General features: G+C 72.1%; 5 protein-coding genes and 1 pseudogene. 5 read left to right on the top strand and 1 reads right to left on the bottom strand.

Translation table 11 applies throughout. From position 1 onward, the window contains the following. The coding region (gene pepN, locus AC2W7G_RS08395) for an aminopeptidase N (RefSeq protein WP_485868029.1) at positions 1 to 1911 on the bottom strand (1911 nt) is incomplete at its 3' end. 71 nt (positions 1912 to 1982) lie between these two features. On the opposite strand from pepN, the gene AC2W7G_RS08390 reads away from it, so the two are divergent. The 5 genes and pseudogenes from AC2W7G_RS08390 to AC2W7G_RS08370 all read left to right on the top strand — a co-directional run. Then, a complete protein-coding gene (locus tag AC2W7G_RS08390) occupies positions 1983 to 3131 on the top strand; it encodes a glutamate--cysteine ligase (RefSeq protein ID WP_485868028.1) in 1149 nt (382 codons plus the stop codon). Next, positions 3128 to 3760: a mycothiol-dependent nitroreductase Rv2466c family protein gene (locus AC2W7G_RS08385; protein WP_485868027.1), complete on the top strand. Its 633-nt coding sequence runs from the start codon at positions 3128 to 3130 to the stop codon at positions 3758 to 3760. The genes AC2W7G_RS08390 and AC2W7G_RS08385 overlap by 4 nt, the downstream gene beginning before the upstream one ends. Before the next feature lie 5 nt (positions 3761 to 3765). Next, positions 3766 to 4655: pseudogene (locus AC2W7G_RS08380) on the top strand (alpha/beta hydrolase fold domain-containing protein). Between the two features lie 41 nt (positions 4656 to 4696). Further along, positions 4697 to 5155 carry a ribose-5-phosphate isomerase gene (locus AC2W7G_RS08375; protein ID WP_485868026.1) on the top strand — a complete coding sequence of 153 codons (459 nt, stop codon included), beginning with the start codon at positions 4697 to 4699 and terminating at the stop codon, positions 5153 to 5155. Beyond that, a partial coding sequence (locus tag AC2W7G_RS08370) for a DNA-formamidopyrimidine glycosylase family protein (protein ID WP_485868025.1) occupies positions 5148 to 5498 on the top strand: 351 nt, incomplete at its 3' end. The genes AC2W7G_RS08375 and AC2W7G_RS08370, both read left to right, overlap by 8 nt.

Here is a 5498-nt window from a genome sequence, read left to right as displayed (position 1 = left end):
CGCGAGCACGCCGGCCTCCCAGCGCGCGGCCAGCTCCGGACGCGCGTCCGGGTGGGCGTACAGGTGCACCGCCGTGCCGCCCTGGCGCAGCAGCGAGCCGACCGCAGTCAGGTCGGTCTCGGAGCCGACGCCGGACAGCACGAGCGAGACGAACGCGTCGGCCGACAGCTCGCCGTCGCGCGTCATGTCCCAGGCCGAGCCCCAGCACAGCGCCCGGGGGAGCGGGTCGGCGATCGTCGCGATCGACTCGATCAGGGTCGCCGACGAGTGCTCGTCCAGGCGGATCTTGGCGTAGGTCAGGTCGTCGTCGTTGAGCAGCAGCAGCGCGGGCTGCGGGCGTCCGACGAGCTGCGGCACCTCGGTGCGCTCGCCCTCGACGTCCAGCTCGATCCGGTCGGTGCGCACCAAGCGGCCGTCGACCTCGGCGTACAGGCCCACGGCGATGCGGTGACGGCGGATGGTCGGGTACGCCTCGACCGCGCTCTGCTCGATCGCGAACGAGGAGTAGGCCCCGTCGGCGTCCAGCTCGAACGACGGACGCAGCGTGTTGACGCCGGACGTCTGCAGCCACTCCTTGGCCCACGAGCCCAGCTCGCGGCCGGACGCGGCCTCCAGCTCGACGAGCAGGTCCTCCAGCGTCGTGTTGCCGTAGGCGTGCTTGGCGAAGTACGCGCGCAGGCCGGTGAAGAAGTCGTCCTCGCCGACCCAGGCCACGAGCTGCTTGAGCGACGACGCGCCCTTGGCGTAGGTGATGCCGTCGAAGTTGGCCTCGACCGCGTGCAGGTCGTAGTTGTCCGCGGCGATCGGGTGGGTCGAGGGCAGCTGGTCCTGGCGGTAGGCCCAGTTCTTGCGCGCGTTGGTGAACGTCGTCCACGCGTCGGGGAAGCGGGTGCCGCCGTTGACCAGGGCGTAGGTGGCGGCGAACTCGGCGAACGACTCGTTCAGCCACAGGTCGTCCCACCACTTCATCGTCACGAGGTCGCCGAACCACATGTGGGCCATCTCGTGCAGGATCGTGTTGGCGCGCGTCTCGTAGGCCGACACCGTCTGGCGGCTGCGGAACAGGTACTCGTCGCGGAAGGTCACGCAGCCGGCGTTCTCCATCGCGCCCATGTTGTACTCGGGCACGAACAGCTGGTCGTACTTGCCGAACGGGTACGCCATCTGGAACTTGCCCTCGAAGAACGCGAAGCCCTGCTTGGTGATCTCGAGGATGTCGTCGGCGTCCAGGTGCTCGCGCAGCGACTGGCGGCAGAACAGGCCCAGCGGGATCTCGCCGTGCTCGCCGACGTAGACGTCGCGGACCTCGGCGTACTCGCCGGCCACCAGCGCGGTGATGTAGGTCGACATGCGCTTGGTCGGCGCGAAGTGCCACGTGGCGACGCCGGGGGCGGAGTCCTCGGGAGCGGGCGTCGGGGAGTTCGACACGACCGCCCAGTGCGCCGGCGCGGTCACGTGGAAGGTGAACTCGGCCTTGAGGTCGGGCTGCTCGAAGGTCGCGAAGACGCGGCGGGCGTCCGGCACCTCGAACTGGGTGTAGAGGTAGACGCGCTCGTCGACCGGGTCGACGAAGCGGTGCAGGCCCTCGCCCGAGCGCGAGTAGGCGCAGGTGCCCTCGACGCGCAGCTCGTTCTGCTCGCGCAGGCCGCTGATCGGCAGCCGGCTGTCGGCGTAGGCCGAGACGTCCACGGGCTCGCCGTTGAGCGTCGCGGAGGAGATCTCGCCGTCGACGAGGTCGACGAAGGTGGACGCCCCGGGGGTCGCCTCGAAGCGGATGACGGTCGTGGACCCGAAGCGCTCGGTGGAGTCGACGGACAGGTCCAGCCACACCTCGTAGGTGGACGGCTTGACGACGGTGGCGCGCTCGGCGGCTTCGGCGCGCGTGAGGTTGGTGCCTGGCATGTCGCCCATGCTTTCACGGGGTGTGGCACGTCACGAGAGCGGACCGTGCGGCGCCAGGGGATTCGGGCAGGATGGTCGCCATGGAGATCCCCTTCGCCGCCTCCGAGCGGTCGACCCTGGGCATCGAGTGGGAGCTCGCCCTCGTCGACCAGGACAGCGGCGACCTGCGCCAGGTGGCGCAGACCGTCCTGGACGCCGTCGAGCCGCCGGGCGGGGGAGAGCACCCCACGATCCGCCAGGAGCTGCTGCTCAACACCGTCGAGGTGGTCACGGGCGTCTGCCGCACCGTGAAGGAGGCCGGCGACGACCTGCAGCGCAGCATCGAGCGCATCCGCGAGGTCACCGACCCGCTGCGCGTCGAGCTCATGTGCGCCGGCACCCACCCGTTCGCGCACTGGGGCCACCAGAAGGTCACCGACAAGGAGCGCTACGCGACGCTCATCGACCGCACCCAGTGGTGGGGCCGTCAGATGCTGATCTACGGCGTCCACGTGCACGTCGGCATCGAGGACCGCGACAAGGTGCTGCCGATCAGCCGGGCGCTGCTGACGTTCTTCGGCCACCTGCAGGCGCTGAGCGCCTCGTCCCCGTTCTGGGGCGGCAAGGACACCGGGTACGCCTCCAACCGGGCGCTCATGTTCCAGCAGCTGCCCACCGCCGGGCTGCCGTTCCAGTTCGAGCAGTGGTCCCAGCTCGAGGGCTACGTGGACGACATGCTCAAGACCGGCGTCATCGACGTCTTCGACGAGATCCGCTGGGACATCCGGCCCTCGCCCAAGTTCGGGACGCTCGAGGTCCGGGTGTGCGACGGCATCCCGAGCCTGCAGGAGCTGCTGAGCGTCTCGGCGCTCATCCACTGCCTGGTCGAGCACTTCTCGCGCGAGCTGGACGCCGGGCGCGAGCTGCCGCACCTGCCGCCGTGGTTCGCCCAGGAGAACAAGTGGCGCGCCGCCCGCTACGGCATGGAGGCGATCCTCATCCTCGACCACACCGCCGAGGAGGAGCTGGTCACGACCCACCTGGAGCGCGTCCTGCCGATGCTCGAGCCGGTCGCCGCCGACCTGGGCTGCCTCGACGAGCTCGCGGGGGTCGCGCGGATGGTCACCGACGGTGCGTCCTACGAGCGCCAGCGGGCCGTGGCCGCGCGGCACCAGGGCGAGCTGGGGCCGGTGGTCGCGTCGCTGGTCGAGGAAATGCGCGCGGGCCGTCCGGTGTTGCCCCAGTCATGACTGCCACCGAGAAGGTCGACTTCTGGTTCGACCCGCTGTGCCCCTGGGCCTGGATGACGTCCCGCTGGATGCTCGAGGTCGAGAAGGTCCGCGACGTCGAGACCGTCTTCCACGTCATGAGCCTGTCCGTGCTCAACGAGGACAAGGACGTCCCCGAGGAGTACCGCGAGATGATCGAGCGCGGCTGGGGCCCGGTGCGCCTGGCCATCGCCGTCGAGCAGCAGCACGGCAGCGACAAGGTCCGTGAGCTCTACACCGCGCTCGGCACCCGCAAGCACGACCAGGGCCGCGACTACGACCGCGCGCTGTACCTGGAGGCGCTCGAGGAGGCCGGCCTGCCCGCCGAGCTCGCCGACGCCGCCGACGACGCGTCCCTGGACGACGCGGTGCGCGCCTCCCACCAGGACGGCATCGACCGCGTGGGCCAGGAGGTCGGCACCCCGGTCATCTCGATCGGCGGCACCGCGTTCTTCGGCCCCGTGCTCAGCCCCGCCCCGAAGGGCGAGGACGCCGGCAAGGTCTTCGACGGCGCGCGCTGCTCGCCGGCTACGACGGCTTCTACGAGCTCAAGCGCACGCGCGACCGCGACCCGATCTTCGACTGACCGGGGCCGGCGCTCACTAGTCTGAGCGCCATGACGCTGCACCCCCAGTCCGTCGCGTTCCTGTCCGACCTGGGCGCGCCCACGCCGCCCGAGGAGACCGACGTCGCGGCCGTCCGCGCGCAGGCCCGTGAGGCCGCGCTGGCCGAGACCGGACGCATCGGGCTGGACGCGGTGCTCGACCTGGACGCCGGGGGGCGGTGCCGGTGCGCCTGTACCGGCCCCGCCCCTCGGCGCGCCCGTCGCCCTCTACGTCCCACGGCGGCGGCTGGGTGCTGCACGACCTGGAGACGCACGACGCGTTCTGCCGTCACCTGGCCCACCGCACGGGCTGGGCGCTGCTGGCCGTCGACTACCGGCGCGCGCCCGCGCACCCGTACCCGGGCGCCGCTGGACGACGTCGAGACCGCGGCGCGGTGGTTGCGCGCGCACGCCCGTGAGCACCGGGTCGACGCGTCCTTCCTGCCCGGGATCGGCGACTCGTCCGGGGCCAACCTCGTCGCCGGCCTGGTCGTCCGCGACGCCGCCCTGCTGGACATGCAGGTGCTCGTCTATCCGGCCACCGACCGGCACGCGCCGCTGGACCCGGCGCTCGACACCGCCGCGCTCACCGCCGACCAGATGGAGTGGTTCTGGCGCCAGTACGCCGGTGACGCCACGGCCGCGGAGGTCTCGCCGCTGCGCGCGGACGACGTGTCGGCCACCCCGCCGACCGTCGTCGTGACGTCGAGCACGACGTGCTGCGCGACCAGGGCGAGGCGTACGCCGCGCGCCTGGCCGAGGCCGGCGTCCCGGTGACCGCGTGGCGCGCGCTGGGGATGCCGCACTCGTTCTGGCGGATGCCCGAGCGCTTCGACGCGTCGCGCGCCACGGTGCTGTCGGTCGGGGCGCTCATGGACGCCCGCCGCACCGCCCACCTGTAGGCCGGGTCGGCACCGCGCCCCGGACCTGGGAGACTGGCCCCATGCGCGTCCACATCGGTGCCGACCACGCCGGCTACGAGCTCAAGACCCACCTCGTCGAGTGGCTGACCGCCCAGGGCCACGAGCCCGTCGACCACGGCGCCCACGAGTACGACGCCGCCGACGACTACCCGCCGTTCTGCATCGCCGCCGCCGAGGCCGCGGTCGCTGAGCCGGGCACGCTGGCGATCGTCATCGGCGGCTCGGGCAACGGCGAGCAGATCGCCGCCAACAAGGTCAAGGGCGCCCGCGCGGCCCTGGCCTGGAGCGTCGAGACCGCGCAGCTGGCCCGCCAGCACAACAACGCGCAGGTCGTCGCGATCGGCGCCCGCATGCACACCGCCGACGAGGCCACGGCCATCGTCGAGGCGTTCCTGACCACGGAGTGGAGCGACGAGGCGCGTCACCAGCGCCGCATCGACCTCATGCTGGCCTACGAGGAGACCGGCGAGCTTGCCTGAGGGGCACACCCTCCACCGGCTCGCCGGTGACCTCCTCGCCCGGTTCGGCGGCTACGCCGTCCGCTCGTCCAGTCCGCAGGGACGCTTCGCCGCCGAGCGGCTCGACGGACGGGTGCTGACCACCGCCGAGGCGTACGGCAAGCACCTGCTCGTCGGGTTCGCGGACGTCGCCGAGCAGGTGCACGTTCACCTCGGGCTCTACGGCACGGTCACCCTGCTCGAGGGCGACGAGCACCCGGTCGTCGGGCAGGTCCGCTGGCGGCTGGCGACCCCGGACGCCACGGCCGACCTGCGCGGGCCCACGGCCTGCGAGCTGCTCGACCCCGACCGCGTCGACGCCCTG

This window comes from Aeromicrobium sp. PFPM2_SD2 (genome assembly GCF_057364525.1).
Note: the sequence above shows the minus strand (reverse complement) of the source record. Positions and strands in the feature narration are given on the sequence as shown.

Bases quoted from the DNA above. Each gene is read 5' to 3' on its own strand.
- AC2W7G_RS08385 (WP_485868027.1), top strand. From the start codon at position 3,128: ATGACTGCCACCGAGAAGGTCGACTTCTGGTTCGACCCGCTGTGCCCC.
- AC2W7G_RS08390 (WP_485868028.1), top strand. From the start codon at position 1,983: ATGGAGATCCCCTTCGCCGCCTCCGAGCGGTCGACCCTGGGCATCGAG.
- AC2W7G_RS08375 (WP_485868026.1), top strand. From the start codon at position 4,697: ATGCGCGTCCACATCGGTGCCGACCACGCCGGCTACGAGCTCAAGACC.